The following is a 22,905-nucleotide window of genomic DNA, read 5'->3' as shown; positions in this document are numbered from 1 at the left end:
GTCAGCCCTGCGCCAGCCGGTTGTCCAGCGCGGCGGCCACGTCCGCCGGCTTGGCCTGGCCCTGCACCATCAGCTGGAGCTGGGCGACGGCCTCGGTGTTGAGCGCGTCCTGGACCCGCGGCCAGGCGACCTGCGGCAGGTAGAAGTTGCCGTCCTTGAGCGCCTGGAGGTTGGGCTCCAGCACCTTGTCGATCACGGGGGTGACGTCGGACGTGGTGGTCATGGCGGCCGTCTTCTTGTTGAACAGCGTGACGCCCTCCTTGCTGCCGAGATACGTCAGGAACGCCTCGGCCTCCTTCTCGTGCTCGGTCTTGGCGTTGATGGCCCAGCCGGGCGAGGCGGCGCCGCTCCAGAACGGCTTGCCGTCGGGAGTGGGCACCCCGGCGAAGACCATGTTCATCTTCGGCGCCTTCTCCCGCAGCGAGGTCACGTCCCACGGGCCCGCGGGGATCATCGCGACGCGGCCGTTGGCGAACTCGTCCACGATCTGCTCGCCTTTCAGGCTGACCACGTCCTTGCTCAGCACACCGCTGGTGAACAGCTGGTTGAAGGTCGTCAGCGGCCCGTTCCACAGGTCGCCGAACTTCTTCTTGCCCGCGAAGATCTGGGCGTCCACGTCGCCGCCCTGGCGCGCGTTCTCGTGGCCGACCATGGCCGCGAGGGTGAGCGGCATGCCCATCAGCGACTCGTAGTACGGCGTGACGCCGGCCGACTTGAGCTTCTGGCACAGCGCGATGAAGTCGTCCCACTTCGTGGGGAACTCGGTGACGCCCGCCTTGGCGAGGAGGTCCTTGTTGTAGAGGATGCCGGCGGACCACGACGAGATCGACATGCCGTAGGCCTTGCCGTCCACGGACCAGGTCTCGGTGTTGAACTTGGACATGTTCGCCATGAACGGCTTGCCGGTCAGGTCCTTGACGAAGCCGCCCTGGACGAGGTTGGTCTTGTTCTCCGCGGCGATCACGAACACGTCCGCCCCGGTGCCCGAGACGAGCCTGGTCTGCAGCGCCGCGATGTACTCGGCCACGGGCGGGGCGTGCGAGAACTCGACGTCGATGCTGGGGTTCTGCTTCTCGAAGGCCTCGATGAGCGGCTTCATCGTCTCCTCGCTCTCCCAGGAGAAGAAGCTCAACTTGGTCTTGCCGCCGCCGTCGCCGCTTCCCGATCCGCATCCGGTGGCTGCGGCCAGGAGGACGACCGCGGCCGCCGTGACGACTTTCCAGCGAGGGGACATTTTCTGGAGAGGGGACATCTCTCACCTCTTCGGTGCTCTTACCGTGGGGGGATGGGTGCGCGGATGAGGGCCCGCGCGGGACTGACCGGTTCGAGATCGCCGTCTTCACGGTGGTCACGCGGCGTTTATCGATACAAGTTTTTATCGATACAAATCCGGCGATGTCAAGAACGTGTTACCGGACCTTCACCCCGGCCGTGAGCGGCTCGTCACCCGCGCGAGGTCGCGCGCAGCACGGCCACGCCCGCGGGCGGCAGGGTGACGGCGTCGACGTCCGCACCCGAGAGCGCGTCGGTCCACTCGCCGCCGAGGGTGATGTCGTGCTTGTCGCCGGTGTGGTTCAGCAGGATCAGGAAGCGACGGCCGGCTCCGGCGCGCACGCTCGCCTGAACCCCCCGGGGCAGGCCCTCGACGACAGGGGTCACTCCGGCTTCGGCGAGCGCACGCGCGAGCACCGCCCGCATGGTGGGCTCGTCGAGCCGGGTCGAGAGGTAACGTGCGGTTCCCTCGCCGTACTCGTGCCTGGTCACGGCCGGGCGCCCGGCCCAGTCGGGGGCGTCGAAGACGAGCTCGGGCTCCGCCCCGGTGAGCCGCAGGTCCTCACGCCACAGGTCGGCCACCCCCTCGAGGTCAGGGAACGCCCCGCACCCGCGCACGGCGAACGTCTCCTGCTCGGCCGCCGGGCAGAACTCCTCGACCCGCACGCCGAGCACCTCTCGCAGGGGCGCCGGGTATCCGCCGAGGTGGACCCGGTCGTGCTCGTCGACGATCCCGCTGAAGAAGGAGACGACCAGCGCGCCGCCACGGGAGACGTACGACGAGACGCGCCGCGCGTCCTCGCTCGACAGGAGGTACAGGTTCGGCACGACGACGAGCGCGTAGCCGGTGAGGTCGGCCGAGGGCGGCACCACGTCCACGCCGGCGCCGAGGTCGAACAGGGGGCCGTAGTGGTCGAGCAGGCGGTCCTGCTGGCGCACGCCGTCCGACGGATGGGAGTCGAGCTCGAGCGCCCACCAGCTGTTCCAGTCGAGCAGGATCGCCACCTGGTTGCGGACTCGCGTGCCGGGCAGGTCGGGGACCGAGGCCAGTTCCCGGCCGAGCGCCGTGATCTCACGGTAGACCCTGCTGTCGGCTCCCGCGTGCGGCACCATGCCCGAATGGAACTTCTCGGCGCCGCCGCGTGACTGCCGCCACTGGAAGTACAGGATCGCGTCGGCGCCCTGCGCGACCGCCTGCCAGCTCCACAGCCGCATCCGGCCCGGCTGCTTGATCGCGTTTCTGGCCCGCCAGTTGACCCCGCTCGGCGCCTGCTCCATCAGGATCCACGGGTCCCCTCCCCCGGCGCCGCGCATCGTGTCGAACACCAGGCCGGGGAGGAGATGCGGCCGCTCGTCGTGCGGGTCGGGGTAGCAGTCGACCGCCACGACGTCCACCTCAGGCGCCCAGCCGAAGACGTCCACGGCCTTGAGACCGGCCAGGAAGTTCGTGGTGATCGGCACCTCGGGGGTGACGCGCCGCAAAATGTCGGCCTCCAGGCGGAAGCAGCCGCGCAGCGCCTCGTCGCTGAAGCGCGTGTAGTCGAGCTGCTGGGCCGGGTTGGGGTACGTCGGCGCGACGCGGGGCGGCTGGATGTGCTCGAAGGACGCGTAGCGCTGCGACCAGAAATCGGTCGACCAGGCGTCGTTCAGCGCCTCGATGTCGTCGCCGTACCGCTCCCGCAGCCAGCGGCGGAAATCGGCCGCCGACGCCTCGCAGTAGCAGGCGGGGATGTGGCAGCCGTACTCGTTGCCGATGTGCCACAGCCCCAGGGCCGGATGGCCGCGGTAGTGCTCGGCCAGCCGCTCCACCAGCAGCGCGGCCCGTTCCCTGTAGACCGGGCTGGACGGGCAGAAGTGCTGCCGACCGCCGGGGCCCAGCACGGTGCCGTCCGCGGTGACCGGCAGGATCTCGGGGTGCTCGTAGGCGAGCCACGGCGGCGGCGACGCCGTCATGGTGGCGAGGTCGGCGGTGATCCCGTGCGCGTGCAGGTCATCCAGGACCTGGTCGAAGAGGGAGAAGTCGTACGCTCCGCGGGCCGGCTCCACGCGGGCCCAGCCGAAGACCCCGACGGTGACGAGGTTCACCCGGGCCTCGGCCATGAGGAGCAGGTCCTCGGCTCTGGTCTCGGCCGGCCACTGCTCGGGGTTGTAGTCGCCGCCGAAGGCCACGCCGCCGAGCCGGCGCCAGAGCCGCTGGACCGGCATGTCATCACGAGGTACGGCCTTCATCGTCGGCGCGGCGGCTCCGGCAGGCGAAGGCGCCGCTCCTCCCTTCTCTTGGTCGCGAGGGTCACGGGGTCACGGGGTCACGGGCGGGGTGGCGGCGCGGCGGTGCTCTGCCTGACGATCAGCTCAGGCGTGACATACGCGGTGGCGGAAGGCGCGGGGCCGCCCTCGATCTGGTCGATCATGAGCGACACGATCCGCTCCGCCACCACGTCGAAGTCCTGCCGGACGGTGGTGAGCGGCGGGGAAAGGTAGGCCGACTCGTCGAGATCGTCGAACCCGGCGATGCTGACGTCGTCCGGGATGCGGCGGCCCGCCTCGGCCATCGCGCGCATCACGCCGAGCGCCATCTGGTCGTTGGCGGCGAAGACGGCCGTCACGCCGGGCCGCCGGGCCAGGACGCGGCCCGCCTCGTATCCGCTGGCGGCGCTCCAGTCGCCGAACACCACCCCGGGGACCGCGGCCCCCGCCTCCTTGAGCGTCGCGTGCCAGGACTCCGTCCTGCGCTTGGCGGCATAGGAGTCCTCGGGCCCGGCGACGTGCCAGACCGTTTCGTGGCCGAGGTCGAGCAGGTGGCGGGTGACGAGCCGGGCGCCGAGGGTCTGGTCGGTGTCGACCATGGGATGGCGGTGACTGACGTCGCCGTCGGCCATCACGACCGGCACGCCCGGCGGCAGGCGAAGCGCCGGCGTGTCGAGGATCTGCGCCTCGATGAGCACGATGCCGTCGACCGCCTGCATCGTGAGCTGGTCGAACGCCTTGTGCACGGCCCGCTCGGTCTGCGACTCGATGGCGATCATGTTCACGGTGTAGCCGGCCCGCTGCGCCGCCTTCGTGACGGCGTCGACGGTGCGGGCGTTGCCGAAGCTGGAGAGCCCGAAGCTGATCAGGCCAAGAGCCCGGAACTGGCCGGTGACCAGGGCCCGCGCGGCGGTGTTGGGCCGGTATCCGAGCATGCGCATGGCGGACAGGACGCGCTGGCGGGTCTCCTCCTCCACGTTGCTCCGGTTGTTGACCACCCGGGAGACGGTCTGGCTGGAGACCCCGGCCAGCGCGGCGACGTCGGCCATGGACGGCCGCCTGCGCGTGCGCCGCCCCGGCGGCGTTTCCTGTGTCGCCCCGTCCACTGTCACCTCTGATCCTCCGATGCTCTGGGCCGATGTTTACGTAAACATGCTCCGCTCGTCAATGCGGACCTCCAAACGGGATGAAATCGCCAGGGATGTTAACTGAGGGTTACCTGTTGACATGATCCGGCGGCCGGTTCAGACTACGGGACTACCTTCCCAATGTTTACGTAAACATTCGATCATCGTGACTGCGGCGGCGAGCAGGCGCAGGTGGGCCTGCGATTTCCCGCGACCGCCCAGGCCCCGACAAGGAGAGTTCAGTGCCAGTCTTCGTGGCAGCGCGAACATCGCCCAGGAGCACGGGATGACCGTGCAGGCCGCCGGAGCCCGGCGTCCCGGCCTCAACCGGCCGTTCCTGCGCCTGCGCGTCGCCGGCTACGCCTTCTTCCTGCCGTTCTTCGTGGTCTTCTTGGTCACGGTGGTCGCGCCGCTGGCGTACGCCATCTACCTCAGCTTCTTCCAGGACCGCCTGATCGGCGGCACGGTCTTCGCCGGCCTGGCCAACTACACCCGCGCCATCGGCGACGCGCTGTTCGGAGCCGGGCTGCTCCGCGTGGCGCTCTTCCTGGTCGTGCAGGTGCCGATCATGCTGCTCCTCGCCCTGGGATGCGCGCTCGCCATCGACAGCGGCCGGCTGCGCTGGCCGGCCATGTTCCGCATCACGATCTTCATGCCGTACGCGGTGCCGGCCGTGGTGGCGGCCCTCATGTGGGGCTACATGTACGGCGACCAGTTCGGTCTGGCCGGGCAGATCGGCGACGCGCTCGGCGTCGCACTCCCCGACCTGCTCTCGCGCTCCTGGATGCTGACCTCCATCGGCAACATGGTGACCTGGGAGTACGTCGGCTACAACATGATCATCCTGTACGCCGCTCTGCGCGCCATACCCGAGGAGCTCTACGAGGCCGCCGAGATCGACGGAGCGGGAGCCATCCGCATCGCGTGCAGCATCAAGCTGCCCGCCCTGCGCCCCGCGCTCCTCGTGGCCACGATCTTCTCGGTCATCGGCAGCTTCCAGCTCTTCAACGAGCCGAACATCGTCCAGAAGCTGGCGCCCGCGGTGATCACGACGAGCTACACGCCCAACATGTACGCCTACAACCTCGCGTTCAACGGCCAGCAGATCAACTACTCGGCCGCCGTGGCCGTGGTGCTCGGCCTCGTCACCATCGTCGTGGCGTACGCGGTGCAGCTCATCACGGCGAGAAGGGAGAAGACGCTGTGACGGCCGTCGCGGAGGCGAGCCCCGCCGTAGGCGCCCACCGGTCGCCCTCGGCCAGGCGCCGCCGGGGCAAGAGCCCCACCCTCACCGTGATCATGCTGGTGATGTTCGCGTACGCGGTCCTGCCGCTGTTCTGGCTGCTGGCCAACGCCAGCAAGAGCGGCGCGGACCTGTTCTCGACCTTCGGGCTGTGGTTCGGCGGGGACTTCCATCTGTTCGCCAACATCGGCGACACCCTGAGCTATCAGAACGGCATCTTCCTGCGCTGGTTCGGCAACACCGTGCTCTACTCCGTGGTGGGCGCGGGCGGTGCCGCCCTGCTGGCCACCATCGGCGGGTACGCGCTGGCGAAGTACGACTTCTTCGGCCGCAAGGCACTGTTCGCGATAGTGCTCGGCGGGATCTCCATCCCCGGCACGTGCCTCGCGGTGCCGACCTACCTGCTGTTCAGCCGCATCGGGATCGTCGACACCCCGTGGGCGGTGCTCATCCCGACGCTGTGCAGCCCGTTCGGCCTCTACCTGATGCGGGTCTACGCCGCCGACGCGGTGCCCGACTCGATCCTGGAGTCCGCCCGCATCGACGGGGCGGGCGAGTTCCGGATCTTCCGGACCATCGCGCTGCGGCTGCTCGCCCCGGGCTTCGTCACCGTCCTGCTCTTCTCGCTGGTCGCGACGTGGAACAACTACTTCCTGCCGCTGATCGTGCTGAACACGCCGGACTGGTTCCCGCTCACCGTCGGGCTCAACCAGTGGAACGCCCAGGCCAACAGCGGCACCTCCGGCGCCGGTGACGCCACCTACCAGCTCATCCTGACCGGCAGCCTGCTGTCCATCGTGCCGCTGATCGTCGCCTTCCTGGTGCTCCAGCGGTTCTGGCAGTCGGGTCTGGCCACCGGAAGCGTCAAGCAGTAACCCCTGTGAGTAAGGAAACGCCATGAGATCATTTGTGAGGACCGCCGGGGTCGCCGCGGCCCTGTCGGTCGCCCTGGCCGCGTGCGGCGGCGGCTCCGGCGGGAGCGGTGGCGCGAGTGCCCCGGCAGCCGCCCCGAGCAAGTCGGCGGCCGTGCAGGACGCGCTGAGCAAGCCGGCCGAGCTGACGTTCTGGACGTGGGTCACGGGGATCGAGAAGACCGTCGCCCGCTTCCAAGCCAAATATCCGAACATCAAGGTCAACGTGGTGAACGCGGGCCAGTCCGCCGACCAGTACACCAAGCTGCAGACCGCGATCAAGGCAGGGTCCGGCGCGCCCGACGTGGCGCAGATCGAGTATTTCGCGCTGCCCCAGTTCGCGCTCTCCAAGCAGGTCGTGAACCTTTCCGAGTACGGCGCCGACGCGCTCAAGGACAAGTTCGCCGCGTCGGCGTGGGCCCAGGTGGCGGTCAACGGCGGCGTCTACGGCATCCCGCAGGACACCGGCCCGATGGCGATGTTCTACCGCAAGGACATCTTCGACAAGCTGAAGATCGAGCCGCCGAAGACGTGGGCGGAGTTCGTCGAGGCGGCCAAGAAGATCAAGGCCGACAACCCGGACAACTTCATCACCACGATCGACCCCGGGGACGCCGGCGGGGTGGACAGCATGATCTGGCAGGCGGGCGGCACGCCGTTCAAGACCTCGGGCGAGAGCTCGGTCAGCGTCACGCTCGCCTCCGACCCCGGCGTCAAGCAGTGGGTCAGCACGTGGAGCACGCTGCTCGGCGAGAAGCTGGTCGACCCGCAGCCCGGCTGGACGGACGACTGGTGGAAGGGCATGGGCTCCGGCAAGTACGCGACCTGGCTGACCGGCGCCTGGGCCCCGAACGGCATCGTGAACTCCATCCCCAAGACGAAGGGCAAGTGGGCGGTCGCCCCGATGCCCCAGTTCGACGCGGCCAAGCCGATGAACGCCGAGAACGGCGGCTCCTCGGTCGCGGTCATCCCGCAGAGCAAGAACATCCCGGCCGCCGTCGCCTTCGCGGAGTGGCTCAACTCCGACCCGGAGGCCGTCAAGTCGCTGAACACCGAGGCCGGGCTGTTCCCCGCCACGAAGGTGCTGCTCGACGACCCCGCGTTCCGCGACGCGCCGCTGGAGTTCTTCGGCGGGCAGAAGATCAACCAGGTGCTGGGCGACGCCTCGACCGCCGTCCGCCCCGGCTGGCAGTACCTCCCGTTCCAGGTGTACGCCAACAGCATCTTCAAGGACACCGTGGGCCAGGCCATCGACGGCGGCGGTGACCTGGCCGCGGCGCTGAAGTCCTGGCAGGACCGCATCACCGCCTTCGGCACCGAGCAGGGCTTCACCGTCAGCGGCGGCTGACCCCAGAGGCTCCGGCCCCGGTTGACGTCAACCGGGGCCGGAGCCGGAACGGGACCGTCAGCGCTTCATGAGCGCGAACACGCCCCAGCCGACCAACGGCCGCTCGTACCTGACGTAGCGCAGCGGCTCGGCTGCCAGCTCGGCCCGGAACTCGGGGGCGAGCTCGTCGCCGGGGTTGGCGTCCAGCCAGGTGCGAATGTTAAGCCATTGGGCGGCGCGGTAACGGTCCCAGCTGTCCTCGTCGGCCAGGACCATCTCGACGACGTCATAGCCGAGGCCGTGGAAGCACTCGAAGAGCCCGGGCAGCGTCTTGTAGTCGTCACGGGACCGGACGCGACAGGCTTCGACGGCTTCCTGGCTGGGCGGCTCGGCACGCCAGAAGGGCTCGCCGATCAGCATCACACCGCCGGGGCGCAGGCTGCGCTCCAGCAGTGCGACGGTCCCGGCGGCGCCCTGGCCGATCCAGGTCGCCCCGATGCACGCCGCCACGTCGACGGGCTCCGCCGCCACGTGGGTGGCGGCGTCGCCGTGCACGAACGCCACCTGATCGGCGACGCCGAGCTCGGCGGCGCGCTTGCGCGCGGCGGTCAGGAAGACCGTGCTGATGTCCACGCCGGTGCCGGCGATGCCGTGATCGCGGGCCCAGGTGGCCAGCATCTCGCCCTTGCCGCAGCAGAGATCGAGCACGGAAGCGCCCGCCCGCAGTCCGATCGCGGCGCCCAGTGTGGCGAGCTTGTCCGCGGTGAACGGGTTGAGAATCCGGTGGCTGCTCTCCCGGATGGTGAAACTACGTGACAGGTCCAAGGGAAGGAGTCCTTACGTGTGATGACGGGTTTACCGAAGTGGACCGGGAACGAACGTCATCGACACGCATAAAGCAACTCCTCCGTCACGAGATGATGATCGGCCCGACCCTAACCGTGGCCCAAGTGCGCGGCAACCGAATTTCGCGCGCCTTCCGGCGTCAGCCGCACACGTCCCGGTAGGGCACATCCGCGAGATACCGGCTCCACTCGGCGGGCGAGAGCGTGCGAGCGGCCCGCGCGCACACCTTCCCGGCCACGAGCGCGTCGCCGACGGGCACCTCGTGCACGCTGTTGCCCTGCGTGCCGACGTACAGGACGCTCCCGTCGGCGCTGAAGGCCATGGACGAGGGATCGAACTCCCCCACCCGGTACGAGCTGCCGAGCCTGCGCCTGGCCTGGACGTCCCAGAACTCGAGGACGCCCTCGTCGGTGGCCGTGGCGAGCGTCCTGCCGTCCGGCGAGAAGACCGTGCGGGCGATGTTGCCGGCGGCCCGGGGCATGGCGGGACCGAGCGCGGTCGGGCCCTTGACGTCCCACAGGCGGATCCGGTGGGCGGCGGACTCGTGGACGGCCATGAGCCCGTCGCGGCTGACGGCCACCGCGTTGGTGGCGCCGAACCCGGAGCCGACGGCCTTGCCGGACATCAGGTCGACGAGCCTGCCGTCGGCCGAGACGAACACCTGCCGTCCAGGAAGAAAGGGCCCGATGGTCAGCCGCGTCTTGTACGAGGCCGCCACGCGGCCGTCGGCGGCCTCCAGCACCACCTGGTTCATCACCGGGGTCTGCCCCAGGACCAGAGTGATGGCGATCCTGCGCCCATCAGGGGTGAAGTAGGCGTACGCCGGCTGGTGGCCGGCGTCTCCCACCCGCTTGGACCAGAGCTTCTTCATGGTCGCGAGGTCCCACAGCGTGATCGTGCGGTTGATGTCGGTGGTGACCAGCCTGGTGCCGGCGTCGTCGACGGTGTCGGCGAGCCCGTCCTCGCTGACGGGTATGCGGCCCGCCTCCTTGCGGGCCCGCAGGTCGAACACGCTCAGCGCGGGACCGTCCGTCCTGGACACCGCCCAGTGGCCGTCGCGGCTGAGCTCCGGAGGGCCGGGCAGGGGGACCGCCGGGGTGCGGGGCTGGAGGTCCACGCTGATGACGGCGTCGTCGATGAGGTAGCGCAGCGTCCTGCCGTCGGGGTCGAAGCGGACGTCGCCGAGATCGCCCTCGGCGCGGTAGCGCAGGATGTCCCTCTGGTCGCTGATCCGCAGGACCTCCAGATCGCGGCCGTGGAAGCCGGCGAGGTAGCGGCCGTCGGCGCTGAACCTGAGCTGTGCGGAGTCTTGGCAGAGATCGCAGTTCAGCACCTCCTTCAGCTTGTGCTCGTGCCCGGTGACGGCGTCCAGGAGAACGATGTCGCCGGCGACGTCGACGCAGGCCAGGGTCTTGCCGTCCTGGCTGTAGGCGGCCAGCACGTGAGACTTGACGCAGGCGGGGAAGGGGCGTTCGGCGGTCCAGCCGGGCAGGGCGAGCTGGTCGAAGCGGCGGCCGGGCAGCAGCAGGTGCCTGCCGGTCGGGTCGACGAGCGGCGCGGGGGTCTGCGCGTATTCCCGGCCGTCGTAGACGGGCCGGCCGAACCGCTTGCCGGTGGTCACGTCGATGAGGAAGGGGACCTCGTCGGCGAGGGTGACCACGAGCGTCGTCTCGTGCTCGCCGAACACGACGCCGAAGCCGCCGTTCCCGGTCGCCGGGAGAGCCGCCCTCACCAGCGTCCTGCCGGTCTTCAGGTCCCATACGCCGAGCTCGTCCGTGGTGGTCCGGGCGAGCAGGCGTCCGCTGCGGCTCAGCGCGGGATTCTGGAGGGCCGTCCCCTTCAAGGTCATCTCGGGCCAGCTCGCCGTCCGGCTGTGGGTGCGCACGTCGTACACGTTGACGCCGCCCTCGCTGACGCTGACCAGCGTGCGCCCGTCGCGGCTCAGCACCCGCCGGCCCACGCCCCTGACCGGCGGATCGTGGAAGACGGCCGTCTCCCGCTGCTGGAGCGAGCCCATCAGGCTGGAGCGCGCCTCCGGCTGCGGCGACACCCGGTAGGCGGCCACGCTGAGCAGCATCGCGAGGGTCGGATCGGCCGTGCGCAGGCGGTCGGCCTCGGCCGCGACCTGCTTGGCGGTCAGGATGTCCAGCCGCTCGGCGGCCTGCTGCCGCTGCCACACGGCCAGCCCGCCCGCCGCCAGCGCCACCGCCAGCAGCCCCGCCAGCGCCGTGGTGACCAGTCTCCTGCGCCGGCCGCGCTTCCTGGTCAGCTCGGTGCCCGCGCGCAGGAAGTCGCGTTCGAACGGGGTCAGCGTCAGGTGCCTGCGGCCGGTCGCCGCCCAGCTCAGTGCCTCCTCCAGGCGGGTGCCCTGCAGCACGTCGCCGTCGCGCCGCCCGTGCTCGTCCCAGTGCCGCGCCGCCACGTTGATCTGGCTGAGCACGGCCAGCCCGGCGCGGTCGGCGTCCACCCACATGCGCAGGCGCGGCCAGGCCCGCAGCAGGCCGGGGCGCGACAGGGCCACCGAGTCGTCCTTGACGGCGACCACGTACGAGAAGGCCTCCAGGATGCGCCGGACGGCCGCCGCCTCCCGTTCGGGACGGCCGCCGAACAGCTCCTCGGGAGCCGCCCGGCGCAGCGTCTCCTGCCCGTCGGCGTTCACCGCGACCAGCCGCAGGAACACCTCGGCCGCCAAATCGCGCTCCTCCGGACCGAGCGCGCCATAGGCGTCCTCGGCGATCGTGCCCAGCGTGGGATCGCCCTGGTCGGGCACCCGCATCCCCCCGGCGCTGCGGCTTCCGGCCGCAAGCAGCCCGCGCGTGTCGGATCCGTCGCCGCTGACCAGCGCGAGCAGCAGGTCGCGTGCGGTGGGCCGCGCCGACGGGTCCTTCTCCATCGCGGCGTCGGCCAGCGTGGCCAGCCGGGGCGGCAGAGCGCTCAGGTCCGGATGGTGGGTCAGCACGCGGTGCATGACGCCGCCCAGGTTCTCGCCGCCGAACGGGTCGCGCCCGGTGGCCGCGAACACCATGATCGCGCCCCATGCGAACACGTCGGCCGCCGCCCCGGCACGCTGCCCGGTCAGCACCTCGGGCGCCATGTAGCTGGGAGTGCCCGCCAGCTCGCCGGTCCTGGTCAGCGACATCTCCAGCGTCCTGGCGATGCCGAAGTCGATCACCCGCGGCCCGTCCGGGCCGAGCAGCACGTTGTCCGGCTTGAGGTCGCGGTGGACCACGCCCGCCTCGTGGATCGCGGTGAGCGCCGTGGCCACCGCCGTCGCCAGCCGGTGCAGGTCGTCGCCGGTGAAGCGCCGCCCGTCCCGTACGGCCGCGCGCAGGTTCGGACCCGGCACGTACTCCGAGACCAGGTACGGCTTGCCGCCGTCGAGCTCGGCCGCCAGCAGCCGGGCGGTGCAGAACGAGGCCACCCGCCCCGCCGCGGCCGCCTCCTTGGCGAGGCGCCCGCGATCGCCCGCCGCGTGCAGCACCTTGACCGCCACCCGCCGGCCCTCGGGGTCGTAGGCGTCGTACACGACGCCCTGCCCTCCCGAGCCCAGCCGGCCCGCCAGCCAGTAGTCCCCGATACGCTGCGGATCTCCCGCGACCAACGCCTCCACGGCGGATTAGATGCGCCGGCCGCCGCCAAAGTTGCCGCCCCCACGATCAGAGCTCGCCCGTCTGCAGCACGCCGCCGGCTCGCCACTCGGCTGAGCCGGCGTGAGGCGTGCGGAGTTCGACCTCCTGTGCGCTGTGGCGCGACTATTCCGTCTCGCGGCGCCGGACGGGGCGCTGCCCGACTGGGCGCGGGCGGCCCTCGGTGGGCCGGCGTGCGACCACGGGCTCCGGTTCGAGCTCCTCTTCCTCCTCGTACTCTTCCGCTTCCGGCTCCTCTTCTTCCTCCTCCTCGGGCTCTTCCTCCTCCTCTTCTTCTTCGGGCTCCTCTTCCTGTTCAGCTTCGGGCTCTACCGCCTCTGCCCGTTCGGGCTCTTCCGCCTCTGCTCGTTCGGGCTCTTCCGCCTCGGCCCGTTCGGGCTCCTCCTCTTCCCACTCCTCCTCTTCGGGCTTCTCTTCCTCCTCGGCCAGCTTGGCGCGCTCCTCCTCCATCGCCGTCTCGTGGTCCTTGACGACCTGGCTGTCGCGGATCTCGCCGCGCCAGCCGTCGCCGACGTCGTCGGGATGCAGCAGGAGGTGCGACATCACGTGCCGCCTGAAGTGCTTGAGCTCCAGCCGTGCCCGCCGGCCCTGGGCGCGCCACATGTTGCCGGTGCGCTCGAAGAGGCCCTGCGGGTGGTACTCCAGCACCATCAGGACACGGGTCAGGTCGTCGGTGAGCGCGTGGAACGTCACGGCGCCGTCCACGTAGCCCTTCGCGCCCTCGGACCGCCAGATGATGTGCTGGTCCGGGACCTGCTCCATGATGTGGGACTTCCACATCCGGTGGGACCAGAAGACCTGGGCCTTCCAGGAGAGCTCCTCGTCGCTTTCCTGATTGACCGTCTCCACCTTCTTCATGAAGCTCGGGAAGTCCTGGAACTGCGTCCACTGGTCGTACACCAGGCGGCGCGGGGCGCCGATGTCGATCGACTCGACAATGTTGACGATCTTCAGCTTGCCGCCCTTGCCGCCGCCCTTCCCGGTGATCTTCTGCCAGAGCCCCTTCACGCCGGCCTTCAGCCCGCCGGCGAGACCGCCCTTGAGACCCCCCTTGAGGCCGCCCTTGAGGGCGCCGCCCAGCACCCCGGCCCGATTCTCCGAGCCGGTCACCGCGCTGAGGAGGCTCTTGCCGCCGGTCTCCGCGTAGTCGGTCAGCCGCCCGGTGAGGCCCTCGATCTTCCCTTCCGCGGACGAGAGCAGCCGCTCGCTCGCTGCCTGCAGCAGGTTCTGCGCCTCCTGGACGAGCCGGCCGGTCGGCAGGCTTTCAACGATCGCGCCACCGGCCTTCTTGACCGTCTCCGTCGCAGCGCCGGCCGCTCCTTGACCGACGTCCCTGGCCGTGCCGGCCACTCCTTGACCGACGTCCCTGGCCGTGCCGGCCGCTCCTTGACCGGCTCTCCTGGCCGTGCCCGCGACACCCCTGGCCGTTCCCGTCACTGCCCGGCCGGTTCCCCGAACTGCCTGCCCGGCCCGGCCGGCTCTCGTCTCAGCCACCCGACTCACCTCCGCGACTGTCCGGCCCGCCGAACGGGACGGGTTCGCCGCTGCGCCCTCTGGGGCGGGAGTTCCCGCTCTTCCTCGTAGTCCTCGGCCTCATCCTCGTAATCCAGGTCCTCGTAGTCTTCTTCCTCCTCTGCCTGCCTCGATGGCCGGCGGGTTTCCTGCGCCGTCCCCTGCGTACGCAGAGACTCGGCACGTTCGTGCAGCCTGTTGCTCAGAGCGTCGATCTGCCTGCTGGTCGCCGCCACCGCCGCCGCCTTGCCGACCTCCATCAGGTCCCCCCGGAGGCGGTCGGTGATCTGCCCGACCTCGGCGGAGGAGCGCAGGGCCTTGACCCCCTGCGACAGCAGGCCGCCCTCCCCCATGCGCGCGCGGCCGACCAGCCCCGCCAGCGCCAATGCCGCGGCCATGCGCAACTTGCGGCGCCGTCCGAGGTAGTAACCCGCGAGCACGGCGCAGGCTATCCGTGACGTGTTCGACATGATCAGCGCTCCTTTCCCTCAAGCTCCTTCGTCTCGGGATGCACAGAATTCGGTGCACAGGAGCCTGTTGCCGCAGCCGAGACACTCGCCCGTGGGCTGCCCTCAAACAGGACAAAGAACCAGATACTCGGGAAAGTTGCGCAGACTTTGAGCGGCCCAGACCAGAGATTTGCGGTCCCCGGTCACCCGGGCACGGGGGCCATGGCATTGCCCGGCTCAGACCGCTTCCGCGGCCTCTCCGACTCCCTGAAGGATGAGGAAGCGGTGCTGGCCGGCCAGGAGGTGGCCGACTCCGACGATGCCCACGATCGGCCATTCCACGATCTCCAGCACTCCCAGCGCGATGAGTACCGCGTAGAACGCGAGATGCTCGGGCTCCGGAAGGGTGACCGCGCCGAGTACGGGCAGCTCCACCTGTGGCCGGCGCTCGCCGGTGGTGCGCGTGACGACCATGATGCCGCTCCTTCGATCGACGACTGGCCGTCCGGCTGCCCTCCAGCCGGTTCGGTAACTCCGGGTGAGGCAAAGCTTCAACGAGCCCCACGACGGCCACCGCTACTCGTGGGGCGATGCGCCACCGGATCGTGACTGATTGCTACTATCCGTGTTGCCTGGGTGATTAGCCCGGACAGATCACAACGACTCCCCCCGAGGACCTCTCAAGGGGGGACGAGATGACAGACATGGAGCAACCACCGCCTTCCTCTTCCGTCATAGAGGCGTGGATCGGTCAGGTTCTCCGGCTCGCCGGCGTGAGACCGCTCAACGACGCATCGCTCCCGTTCCCGCGGCAAACGCCGCCGAAGGCGCCGCTGTCCCGCACCAGATCCGACGAGCCTTGAAACCGGGGCGCCGCGAAATTCCCGGCCAATTCCGGCAACCGGCCGGACCGCCGGCCCGCGAATAAGCAAAGAGCTCTGTTTCCACCGGCCGAATCGTTCAGCCGCGCGTAAACAATTCGCCCGGCCACGACTGGCAGCGTTCGTCAGCCAGTTTATTGCCGCGACATAACGGACAACCATCACTCATGCCATGGGGGGAAACACGCAAGCGGCCGTCGCGGCCATGATGTTCGTGCGCCACCACCCCGGCGATGGAGGCAACGAGCGCGATGTGCCCCCTGCCCGCCGCGACCATCCCCGGCAACGGAGTCTGTGAGGGCGTCATGGTCATGTCGCGAAGCATCTTCAGGCGCAAGCCGGTGGAGCAGATCGCCACCGAGCACGAAGGAGAACTGTCCAGGTCGCTCGGGCTGTGGCAGCTCACCGCCATCGGTGTGGGCGGCATCATCGGCGCGGGCATCTTCGCCCTGGCCGGCGCGGTCGCCAACCAGACCGCCGGGCCGGCCGTGCTGGTGTCGTTCCTCATCGCCGGGATCGCCAGCGCCGCCGCCGCGTTCTCGTACGCCGAGTTCGCGGGCCTGATCCCGAAGGCGGGGTCCGCCTACACGTACGGGTACGCGGTCCTGGGAGAGATCGTCGGCTGGTTCATCGGCTGGGACCTGCTGCTGGAGTACACCGCCATCGTCGCGGTCGTGGCCATCGGCATCTCCGGCTACTTCGGCTTCCTCGTGCAGCAGCTCGGCTTCACCCTGCCCTCGTGGATGCTCGGCGCGCCCGGCACCGGCAAGGGACACGTGGTGGACCTGTTCGCGGTGCTGCTGTGCCTGCTCATCGCCTTCCTGCTGAACCTCGGGATCCGCGCCGCGGCCAGGTTCGAGACGTTCGTGGTGGCACTCAAGGTCGCCGTCGTGCTGCTGGTGATCGTGGTCGGCTTCTTCCACGTCAACCCGGCCAACTACACGCCGTTCTTCCCGTACGGGGTCAGCGGGGCGATCACCGGGGCTGCCACCGTGTTCTTCGCGGTGTTCGGCTACGACGCGATGAGCACCGCTGCCGAGGAGTCACGGGACGCGCAGCGGCACATGCCGAAGGCGATCCTCTACTCGCTGGCCATCTCCATGGTGCTGTACGTGCTGGCCACGCTCGTGCTCACCGGCATGCAGAACTACCGGCAGATCGACCCGGAGAGCGGCTTCTCCTCGGCGTTCGCCGCCGTCGGGCTGTCCGGGCTGGCGACCCTCATCGCCGCCGGGGCCGTGATCGGCATCCTCACGGTCATGTTCACGTTCATGCTCGGCGTCACCCGCGTCTGGTTCTCGATGAGCCGGGACGGGCTGCTGCCGCTGTGGTTCGCCAAGCTCCACCCGGTACGGCGGGTGCCCACGCGGGTCACGTGGATCGTGGGCGTCGCGTCGGCGGCGATCGCCGGGTTCCTGCCCATCCGTGAGGCGGCCGAGCTGACCAACATCGGGATCCTGCTGGCGTTCGTGGTGGTGTGCGTGGCGGTGATCGTGCTCCGCTACCGGCAGCCCGACCTGCCTCGCAAGTTCCGCATGCCGGGGATGCCGGTGGTGCCGGGCATCGGGGCGCTCTTCTCGATCTGGCTGATCACGTTCCTGGCTCCGGTGACGTGGCTGCGCTTCGCCGCCTGGTTCGCGCTCGGGCTGATCGTCTACTTCGCCTACAGCCGCCGGCACTCGGTGCTGGCTTAGCACCACGCGGCTTCCCGCTTCACCGCCCCCTCTGTCCCTTCAGCACCATTGAGCTCTCGTTTGCACACATGTGACCGATCAACTACGGTCCTTGACTGCTCTTTACCTCTTGTGTGCATGCGTGGAGTGATCAAGTGAATATCCGCAGACCGGGTACCGGCATCGCCCTCACCGCGACCGTGACGGCCCTATGCCTCACCGCTCTGTCACCGGCCTACGCCTCCCCTAACACCCCCTCCCCCACCCCGTCCCCCAGCGCCACCGCGAAGTCCCAGAGCCTTGTCGCGCCGCTGAAGTACCAGCTCAGCCTCAAGGGCCAGCGGCAGGAGACCAACTACTTCTGCGTGCCCGCGTCGTCGTCGATGAGCCTGTCGACCTTCGGCGTCAACGTCAGCCAGTCGACCCTCGCCAAGAAGATGAAGACCACCCCGTCCGGCGGCACCAAGCGCGTGAACGCGCTGCCGGTGGTCAATGCCTACGTCAAGGCCCGCGGCTACAAGTACACGGTCCCCGCCGACACTGCCGGCAACCCGGTCCTCCTCATGAGCCGGGTGGCGAACAACGTCGGCCAGCTGCACCGGGCGCCGGTGCTCGGGGTGTGGATGGAGCAGCTGCCCTGGAACAAGGGCAAGATCAAGGGCAGCAAGGTGGGCCACGCCATCCTCGCCTACGGCTACGACAGGGTGGCCGGCACCATCACCGTCTACGACCCGTGGAAGCCCACCGGCGGCACCCACACCATCAAGGCCTCCGTCCTGGCCGGTCTCCTCCAGCCGGGCGGCATGTACTACATCTCCAAGCTCTAGCCGGCGTCCGGCGGGCCGCCGGCAGCCGGCCCGCCATGACGGCAAAATCTGCCGTCCCGTTTTGTCCCATTAGTCACAAAACATCACTCTTTGCACACGCTTGACCGATTCAACACGGTCATTGACTAATCTTTGCTCCATTTGTGTGCCTATGTGGAGTGATTGCGTGAAGAACCATAGACCGAGGACTGCCGGCATCGCCCTCACCATGGCTGCGACGGTGGGGGCGCTCTGTTTCACCCCCCTGTCACCGGCCTACGCCGCGACGCCCGACGGGTTCGTCAGGCCCTTGAAATATCAGCTCAGCCTGGAAGGCCAGCGGCAGCAGACCAACTACTTCTGCGTGCCCGCCTCGTCGGCGATGAGCCTGGCGAGCTTCGGCATCGCAGTCAGCCAGTCGACCCTGGCCAAGAAGATGAAGACCCACCCGCCGTACGGCACCGAGGGCTCGGACGCCGTGCCGGTGATCAACGCGTACGTCAAGTCCCTCGGCTACAAGTTCACGATGCCCACCGACGCGGACGGCAACCCGGCCGTCCTCATGAAGCGGGTCTCCAAGGACATCGGCGAACTGCACCGGGCACCGGTGCTCACGGTGTGGATGGACCAGCTGCCCTGGAACAAGGGCAAGGTCAAGGGCACCGAGATCGGCCACGCCATCCTCGCCTACGGCTACGACAAGGTCGCGGGCACCATCACCGTCTACGACCCGTGGAAGCCCACCGGCGGCACCCACACCATCAGCGCCTCCGCCCTGGCCCGCGTGCTCCAGCCGGCCGGCAACATGTACTACGTCACCAAGCTCCCGTAGGACACCGGCCCCGCGTTGAACACCGGAGCCTTGCCACGCGTATCTCCACATGGCCATGGGTGTGGAGACTTCATGAGGAGGCACCGTGGTGACCGTGCTGGGGCGGACGGCGGCGGCCGTGGCTCTGACCTCGATCGCGCTGGCCTCCGTTCCCGGCGCCGCCGTCGCCGACCCGTCGCCCGCCCAGGCCAGGGCCAAGCTGGTGAAGCTGAACGAGCGGGCCGACCAGGTGGTCGAGCGCTTCAACCAGGCCACCGAGGCGTACAAGAAGGCCAGGAAGAAGTACGACGCCCTCAACGCCGAGTTCGGCCGCAAGGACGCCCAGGCGGACACCTTGCGCCAGGACCTCGTCGGGGCGGCGGTCGGCGACTACCAGCACGGCCCCTTCAGAGGGTGGGAGCGGCTCACCGGCCAGGGCGACCCCGAGGCGATCCTGGGCGGCATGGCCTCGCTCCAGCAGCTGGCCGAGGCCAGGGCGGCGAAGGTAGGCGCCTACCTGGCGGCCGCCAAGGAGCTGCGCGATCGGCGCGACGAGGCCAAAGCGGTCCTGGCCGAGGCCGAGAGCGCGCGCGACAAGGCCGGCGACGAGAAGGCCGAGATCGAGAAGCTGATCGCCGAGCAGACCAAGCTCCTGCGCGGGCTGGGCACGTACAGGACGGGGAACACCAACAGCCGGGGCATCCCGTACACCGGCTCGGCCTCCGGCAACGCCCGCGCCGCGCTCCGGTTCGCCTTCGCCCAGGTGGGCAAGCCCTACCGGTACGGCGGCACCGGCCCGGGCTCCTACGACTGCTCCGGCCTGATCCAGGCCGCCTGGCGCGCGGCGGGAGTCGCGCTGCCCCGCACGACCTGGACCCAGTGGAGCTGGGGATCCGACCGCCGCGTCCCACTGAACGCGTTGGAGCCCGGGGACCTGCTCTTCAGCAAGGGGCTGGGACACATGGGCATGTACGCCGGCAACGGCAAGATGGTCCACGCGCCCCAGACCGGAGACGTCATCAAGGTCGTCGACCTCGACGACTACTGGCGCAACCGCCTCGCCGGCGCGATCCGCCCCTGACGTGCCGGCTCCACTTGTGAAACCCTGCCATTGATCGCATGGCAAGGGAGGCGACGATGGGCTCCAAGGCTCGCGAGGAGCGCCTGCGCCGCTATTGGGACAGGCAATCCGTTTCCTACGACCGGCAGATGGCCTACTTCGACCGGAGGTTCTTCGGCGATACCCGCTCGTGGATCTGCGGCCAGGCCGCTGGAGACACCCTCGAGGTCGCCGTCGGCACGGGCCTCAATCTGCCGCTCTATCCCGAAGGCGTCCGCCTGACCGGCGTCGAGTGGAGCCCGGCCATGCTGGCGATCGCCCGGCGCCGGGCGTCCGAACTCGGCGTCCAGGCAGAGCTGTATGAAGGGGACGCCCAGGCACTCGCCTTCCCGGACGCCGCCTTCGACACGGTGGTGTGCACTTTCTCCCTCTGCGCCATCCCCGACCACCGGCGGGCGATCGCCGAGATGGTGCGCGTGCTCCGGCCCGGCGGGATGCTCCTGCTCGCCGACCACGTGGCCGCCTCGGCCTGGCCGGTCCGCGTGGTGCAGCGGCTGGTCGAACTGGTGACCGTGCCGCTGGGAGGCGAGCACTTCCTGCGCCGCCCCATCCTCCAGCTCCCCGGTCACGGCCTCACCGTCGAACGTCACGACCGCTTCAAGCTCGGCCTCGTCGAACGCCTGGCCGCCCGCAAACCCGCCGCATAGCGCGGCCCCCTGTCGCCCCCGGAACCGTGTCCCGGGGGCGAGGCGCTCAGGAGCTCCGTACCGGGAGGCTGGTCAGGCCGTGCATGAGCAGGCCCGGGCGCCAGGCGAGCCGCTCCTCTGGAACGGCGAGCCGGAGGCCGGGGAAGCGCTCGAGCAGGTGGCCGAAGGCGACCGCGCCCTCGGTCCTGGCCAGCGGGGCGCCGAGGCAGTAGTGGATGCCGTGGCCGAACGCGACGTGCTGGCCGGGAGCGCGGGTGACGTCGAAGCGGTCGGGGTCGGCGAACTGCGCGGCGTCCCGGTTGGCGGACAGGAAGGACACGAGCACGAGCTGGCCCTGCGGGATCTCCATGCCGCCGATCGTGACGGGCTCCTTGGTGAACCTGAGGGTGGACGTGCTGACCGGCCCGTCGAAGCGGAGGAACTCCTCGACCGCGGCCGGCAGCAACCCCTTGTCCTCACGGAGCTTGGCGAGCTGCTCCGGATGGCGCAGCAGGGCGAGCATGCCGTTGCAGATCAGGTGCACGGTCGTCTCGTGGCCGGCGACCGTGAGCAGGAACGCGGTGTCGACGAGCTCCCGCCGGCTCAGCGCGCCCTCCTCGTCCTGCGCCTGGACCATGGCGCTGAGCAAGTCGCCGGTCGGCTTGGCGCGCCTGGCCTCGCAGAGCTCGGCGAGGTAGGTGAGGAAGTCGGTGGCGGCCCGCACCACCTCCTCGGGGTCGAGCACGGCGCCCTCGATGGTGGTGTTGGACCACTTGATGAGCCGCGGCCAGTCCTCCTCGGGGATGCCGAGCAGCTCTCCGATCACCATGGCGGGCAGGGGCACGGCGTAGTCATGGAGGAGGTCGAACTCCTCGCCCACCTTGTCGAGGAGCCCGGCGCTGATCTCCTCGATGCGGGGCCGCAGCGCCTGCACGCGCCCGGCGGTGAACACCTTGCCCACCAGCCGGCGCAACCGCGCGTGGTCGGGCGGGTCGTTGAAGAGCATGTTGTGCGGCACGGTGGCTTCGAAGCCGCTGCTGTCGCCGCCCTCCAGCTCGTTCGACTTGATCATGTGCGGGTTGTTCGCGAAGTCCTTGCTGAGGCGCGGGTCGGTGCAGGCCGCCTTGACGTCCTCGTAGCGGCTCACCACCCAGACCCGTACGCCCTGCGGAGTGGCAGTGCGGTAAACGGGCTGTTCTGTGCGGAGTCGTGCATAGACCGGATGCGGGTCACGCAAATAGTCCTCATCGAACAATGTCTCGGCCATCGTCGCCCTTTCGCATACGGAATGGCAGGGCCTCACTTTATCGACCGCCCCAGAAAACACGTCCGGCGCCCTGCCATTTCGCCTTGTTGCCGCGTATTCTCCGGGAGCCCAAAACGAGCCGGAGGTCACCTCACCAGCGCTTGCCAGGAGGGCGGCATATTGCGGCTGACCTCGATTCCCGAGAACACCGACGGCTCCTGCGGCCCGTGTTTGCGCGCCCAGGCGGCCATCTGCGCCAGCCCCTCGGCCAGCGGCACCGAGTCGGCGCCCACCCCCAGGATCTCCCTGGCCTTGTCGTGCGCGGAGAAGGCGTGGACCACCTCGTGCCGCGCCTCCAGGTGCCGCACCCGCAGCGGCGCGTCCATCGCCTCCGCGACCGCCCTGGCCAGCTCGTTCACGGTGTAGGGGGTGTCGCCGCCGATGTTGAAGACCTCGCCGTAGGCGCGCGGGTTGCCGATCGAGCGCGCGATCGGCAGCGCCACGTCGTCGATGTGGCTGAAGGCGCGGGTCTGCTCGCCGTCGCCGAAGACGGTGCACTCCTCGCCGCGCAGGATCTGGTTCATGAAGATCCCGATGACGTTGCGGTAGCGGTCGCCGATGTTCTGCCGCTCGCCGTAGACGTTGTGCGGCCGGAAGATGATGTACGGCAGGCCGAACATCTCGTGGCTGACCTTCAGCTCCTGCTCGACCGCGTACTTGGCGATGCCGTACGGGTCCACCGGGGCGGGCGTCAGGTCCTCGGTCATGGGGGGACTGGCGTGGCCGTAGACGGCGATGGAGGAGGTGAAGACGAAGCAGCGCACGGTCCCCGCGTTGACGGAGGCGTTGATCAGGTTCACGCTGCCGATCACGTTGTTGGTGTAGTTGTAGCGCTTGATGAAGTGGCTGAGCCCTTCGGCGGCGTACGCGGCCAGGTGGAAGACGTAGTCGAACTTCCAGGTCCTGAACAGTTCGTCAACGGTCTCCGGATCGCACACGCTGCCCTCGTGGAAATGGGCGCCGCCCGGCACGTTGGCCGCGTACCCGCCCGACAGGTCGTCGAGCACCACGACGCGGTGGCCGGCGCGGAGCAGGTCGGCCGCGACGTGGGAGCCGATGAAACCGGCGCCCCCGGTGACGAGTGAGGTGGAGGTCATGACA

19 protein-coding genes are annotated in these 22,905 nt (G+C 69.5%); 8 read left to right on the top strand and 11 right to left on the bottom strand.

All coding sequences use genetic code 11. The features are described from left to right. Position 1: 1 nt before the first annotated feature. The 3 genes from ACIBVN_RS01650 to ACIBVN_RS01640 all read right to left on the bottom strand — a co-directional run bounded on the left by ACIBVN_RS01650 (position 2) and on the right by ACIBVN_RS01640 (position 4,631). Positions 2-1,252 (bottom strand): ABC transporter substrate-binding protein, encoded by a 1,251-nt coding sequence (locus ACIBVN_RS01650; protein WP_397131494.1) that lies wholly within the window; start codon positions 1,250-1,252, stop codon positions 2-4. A gap of 191 nt (positions 1,253-1,443) precedes the next feature. Beyond that, on the bottom strand, positions 1,444-3,477 hold the full coding sequence (locus ACIBVN_RS01645; RefSeq protein ID WP_397131492.1) for a beta-galactosidase: 2,034 nt from the start codon (positions 3,475-3,477) through the stop codon (positions 1,444-1,446). Positions 3,478-3,578: 101 nt separating this feature from the next. After that, entirely contained in the window at positions 3,579-4,631 is a 1,053-nt protein-coding gene (locus ACIBVN_RS01640; RefSeq protein ID WP_397131490.1) for a LacI family DNA-binding transcriptional regulator, read from the bottom strand. Positions 4,632-4,932: 301 nt separating this feature from the next. Between ACIBVN_RS01640 and ACIBVN_RS01635 the strand changes: the two genes are divergently transcribed. Genes ACIBVN_RS01635 through ACIBVN_RS01625 form a run of 3 tightly spaced genes read left to right on the top strand, consistent with a single transcriptional unit; the run spans position 4,933 to position 8,148 of the window. After that, positions 4,933-5,853 carry a carbohydrate ABC transporter permease gene (locus ACIBVN_RS01635; protein ID WP_397131489.1) on the top strand — a complete coding sequence of 307 codons (921 nt, stop codon included), beginning with the start codon at positions 4,933-4,935 and terminating at the stop codon, positions 5,851-5,853. Further along, complete coding sequence (locus tag ACIBVN_RS01630; RefSeq protein WP_397131487.1) at positions 5,850-6,764, top strand: carbohydrate ABC transporter permease; 915 nt, start codon at positions 5,850-5,852, stop codon at positions 6,762-6,764. The genes ACIBVN_RS01635 and ACIBVN_RS01630 overlap by 4 nt, the downstream gene beginning before the upstream one ends. Positions 6,765-6,786: 22 nt before the next feature. Next, positions 6,787-8,148 carry an ABC transporter substrate-binding protein gene (locus tag ACIBVN_RS01625; RefSeq protein WP_397131485.1) on the top strand — a complete coding sequence of 454 codons (1,362 nt, stop codon included), beginning with the start codon at positions 6,787-6,789 and terminating at the stop codon, positions 8,146-8,148. A gap of 57 nt (positions 8,149-8,205) precedes the next feature. Here ACIBVN_RS01625 and ACIBVN_RS01620 read toward each other — a convergent pair whose 3' ends face one another. From ACIBVN_RS01620 to ACIBVN_RS01595, 6 genes are all read right to left on the bottom strand, one after another. Further along, positions 8,206-8,952, bottom strand: a complete 747-nt coding sequence (locus ACIBVN_RS01620) for an SAM-dependent methyltransferase (protein WP_397131483.1) — start codon at positions 8,950-8,952, stop codon at positions 8,206-8,208. A 160-nt stretch (positions 8,953-9,112) separates the two neighbouring features. Next, positions 9,113-12,583, bottom strand: a complete 3,471-nt coding sequence (locus ACIBVN_RS01615; RefSeq protein ID WP_397131481.1) for a protein kinase — start codon at positions 12,581-12,583, stop codon at positions 9,113-9,115. Between the two features lie 142 nt (positions 12,584-12,725). Next, positions 12,726-14,114 (bottom strand): SRPBCC family protein, encoded by a 1,389-nt coding sequence (locus ACIBVN_RS01610; protein WP_397131479.1) that lies wholly within the window; start codon positions 14,112-14,114, stop codon positions 12,726-12,728. Positions 14,115-14,119: 5 nt separating this feature from the next. Then, positions 14,120-14,602, bottom strand: a complete 483-nt coding sequence (locus ACIBVN_RS01605) for a hypothetical protein (RefSeq protein WP_397131477.1) — start codon at positions 14,600-14,602, stop codon at positions 14,120-14,122. Positions 14,603-14,818: 216 nt separating this feature from the next. Next, positions 14,819-15,055, bottom strand: a complete 237-nt coding sequence (locus tag ACIBVN_RS01600) for a hypothetical protein (RefSeq protein WP_397131475.1) — start codon at positions 15,053-15,055, stop codon at positions 14,819-14,821. 486 nt (positions 15,056-15,541) lie between these two features. Then, a complete protein-coding gene (locus tag ACIBVN_RS01595) occupies positions 15,542-15,775 on the bottom strand; it encodes a hypothetical protein (RefSeq protein WP_397131473.1) in 234 nt (77 codons plus the stop codon). On the opposite strand from ACIBVN_RS01595, the gene ACIBVN_RS01590 reads away from it, so the two are divergent. From ACIBVN_RS01590 to ACIBVN_RS01570, 5 genes are all read left to right on the top strand, one after another. Beyond that, complete coding sequence (locus ACIBVN_RS01590; protein ID WP_397131471.1) at positions 15,774-17,156, top strand: amino acid permease; 1,383 nt, start codon at positions 15,774-15,776, stop codon at positions 17,154-17,156. The genes ACIBVN_RS01595 and ACIBVN_RS01590 overlap by 2 nt on opposite strands. A 134-nt stretch (positions 17,157-17,290) precedes the next feature. After that, complete coding sequence (locus ACIBVN_RS01585) at positions 17,291-17,962, top strand: C39 family peptidase (RefSeq protein WP_397131469.1); 672 nt, start codon at positions 17,291-17,293, stop codon at positions 17,960-17,962. Between the two features lie 208 nt (positions 17,963-18,170). Further along, positions 18,171-18,773 carry a C39 family peptidase gene (locus ACIBVN_RS01580; RefSeq protein WP_397131467.1) on the top strand — a complete coding sequence of 201 codons (603 nt, stop codon included), beginning with the start codon at positions 18,171-18,173 and terminating at the stop codon, positions 18,771-18,773. 85 nt (positions 18,774-18,858) lie between these two features. Beyond that, positions 18,859-19,833: an NlpC/P60 family protein gene (locus ACIBVN_RS01575; RefSeq protein ID WP_397131465.1), complete on the top strand. Its 975-nt coding sequence runs from the start codon at positions 18,859-18,861 to the stop codon at positions 19,831-19,833. Positions 19,834-19,871: 38 nt separating this feature from the next. Beyond that, complete coding sequence (locus ACIBVN_RS01570) at positions 19,872-20,519, top strand: class I SAM-dependent methyltransferase (protein ID WP_397131463.1); 648 nt, start codon at positions 19,872-19,874, stop codon at positions 20,517-20,519. 46 nt (positions 20,520-20,565) lie between these two features. Here the strand turns inward: ACIBVN_RS01570 and ACIBVN_RS01565 are convergent, their stop codons facing one another. Both ACIBVN_RS01565 and ACIBVN_RS01560 read right to left on the bottom strand, forming a co-directional pair. Further along, on the bottom strand, positions 20,566-21,765 hold the full coding sequence (locus ACIBVN_RS01565) for a cytochrome P450 (RefSeq protein ID WP_397131461.1): 1,200 nt from the start codon (positions 21,763-21,765) through the stop codon (positions 20,566-20,568). 125 nt (positions 21,766-21,890) lie between these two features. Further along, positions 21,891-22,901, bottom strand: coding sequence for an NAD-dependent epimerase/dehydratase family protein (locus tag ACIBVN_RS01560; RefSeq protein WP_397131459.1), 1,011 nt, complete (start codon positions 22,899-22,901; stop codon positions 21,891-21,893). Positions 22,902-22,905: the final 4 nt, after the last annotated feature.

This window comes from Nonomuraea sp. NPDC049400 (genome assembly GCF_044466425.1).
In the GTDB taxonomy this organism is placed as follows: Bacteria; Actinomycetota; Actinomycetes; order Streptosporangiales; family Streptosporangiaceae; genus Nonomuraea.
Note: the sequence above shows the minus strand (reverse complement) of the source record. Positions and strands in the feature narration are given on the sequence as shown.

Bases quoted from the DNA above. Each gene is read 5' to 3' on its own strand.
- ACIBVN_RS01580 (WP_397131467.1), top strand. From the start codon at position 18,171: ATGGCTGCGACGGTGGGGGCGCTCTGTTTCACCCCCCTGTCACCGGCC.
- ACIBVN_RS01600 (WP_397131475.1), bottom strand. From the start codon at position 15,055: ATGGTCGTCACGCGCACCACCGGCGAGCGCCGGCCACAGGTGGAGCTG.
- ACIBVN_RS01565 (WP_397131461.1), bottom strand. From the start codon at position 21,765: ATGGCCGAGACATTGTTCGATGAGGACTATTTGCGTGACCCGCATCCG.
- ACIBVN_RS01560 (WP_397131459.1), bottom strand. From the start codon at position 22,901: ATGACCTCCACCTCACTCGTCACCGGGGGCGCCGGTTTCATCGGCTCC.
- ACIBVN_RS01590 (WP_397131471.1), top strand. From the start codon at position 15,774: ATGTCGCGAAGCATCTTCAGGCGCAAGCCGGTGGAGCAGATCGCCACC.
- ACIBVN_RS01650 (WP_397131494.1), bottom strand. From the start codon at position 1,252: ATGTCCCCTCTCCAGAAAATGTCCCCTCGCTGGAAAGTCGTCACGGCG.
- ACIBVN_RS01635 (WP_397131489.1), top strand. From the start codon at position 4,933: ATGACCGTGCAGGCCGCCGGAGCCCGGCGTCCCGGCCTCAACCGGCCG.
- ACIBVN_RS01570 (WP_397131463.1), top strand. From the start codon at position 19,872: ATGGCAAGGGAGGCGACGATGGGCTCCAAGGCTCGCGAGGAGCGCCTG.
- ACIBVN_RS01625 (WP_397131485.1), top strand. From the start codon at position 6,787: ATGAGATCATTTGTGAGGACCGCCGGGGTCGCCGCGGCCCTGTCGGTC.
- ACIBVN_RS01605 (WP_397131477.1), bottom strand. From the start codon at position 14,602: ATGTCGAACACGTCACGGATAGCCTGCGCCGTGCTCGCGGGTTACTAC.
- ACIBVN_RS01645 (WP_397131492.1), bottom strand. From the start codon at position 3,477: ATGCCGGTCCAGCGGCTCTGGCGCCGGCTCGGCGGCGTGGCCTTCGGC.
- ACIBVN_RS01595 (WP_397131473.1), bottom strand. From the start codon at position 15,775: ATGACCATGACGCCCTCACAGACTCCGTTGCCGGGGATGGTCGCGGCG.